We start from the raw sequence: 967 nt of genomic DNA, 5'->3' as shown, positions 1-967 counted from the left end.
ATACGCGTGGTGCTAGTTAAATCGTTTTAGTTACTAAAAAAGTCCAATCTTGTTAGACTCGACTTGTAAACATAATCATAGAAAAGAGTCTGACTAGATTGAACTATCCTAAGCTTAAGCGTTTTTCTCATCATTTACAAGTTAGTTTTAGCCGTTTGAACATAATTTGTCGAACTTGGTATAAGCTTTACGCTTCTGATGAAATCAAGCATCGGCGAAATATTGCTCAGTGCAAAGTATCTGATAGCTCTATTTTAGCTATGCTTATTTGGCAGGCTTCTCTAGGAATTGAATCTCAAAGAAGATTTTGTGAGCATTTAGTTAATTTATCTCACTCTCGCTTTAATCGCAGAACTCGAATGCTTTTACCATTAATCTACCGAATTCGTCATGTCTTAAATGAAGAAGTAGATTTGTCAGGTGATATTTTAATCATTGATAGCTTTCCTGTTCCGGTCTGTCGGCCCGTTCGTAATTGTCAAGCCAAGATCTTTAGTGATTATGCCAATATAGGTTATAAAGCGACCAAAAAGACATTCTATTATGGATTTAAAGTTCACGCGATTGTTAGTGATGATGGGTATTTACTTGATTATGCAATTACTAAAGCTTCAGTTAATGATGCCAGAGAAACAATAGAATTGCTTGTCAATGCTCAGCCTAAAAATCGTTATCTTCTGGGTGACGAAGGCTATGTAGGCAAAGATCTACATCACCAACTTAAAAAGATGGGCTATATACTTTGGACACCTTATCGAAAGAATATGAAGAACGCTAAAAAGCATAATAACCATTATTTGATGGCACTTAGAAGAACAATAGAGAGTGATTTTTCGTTGTTAACATACTATAATGCCGAGAATAATCGAGCTAGAAGTTTAACCGGATTTCAAGAACGGCTTGAAGTCGCCATATTAGCTTACAACATGGCATATTGCCTAGAACGATTTAACTAGCACCACGCGTA

1 protein-coding gene is annotated in these 967 nt (G+C 35.9%); it reads left to right on the top strand.

The genetic code is table 11. The annotated features are described in order from the left end of the window. The first annotated feature begins 98 nt into the window (after positions 1–98). Positions 99–956: an IS982 family transposase gene (locus tag CP357_RS09925; RefSeq protein ID WP_012845488.1), complete on the top strand. Its 858-nt coding sequence runs from the start codon at positions 99–101 to the stop codon at positions 954–956. Positions 957–967 lie beyond the last annotated feature (11 nt).

Source organism: Lactobacillus sp. UMNPBX6 (genome assembly GCF_002553975.1).
Taxonomy (GTDB): domain Bacteria; phylum Bacillota; class Bacilli; order Lactobacillales; family Lactobacillaceae; genus Lactobacillus; species Lactobacillus gallinarum.
This window is presented reverse-complemented; position numbering and strand designations above follow the sequence as displayed.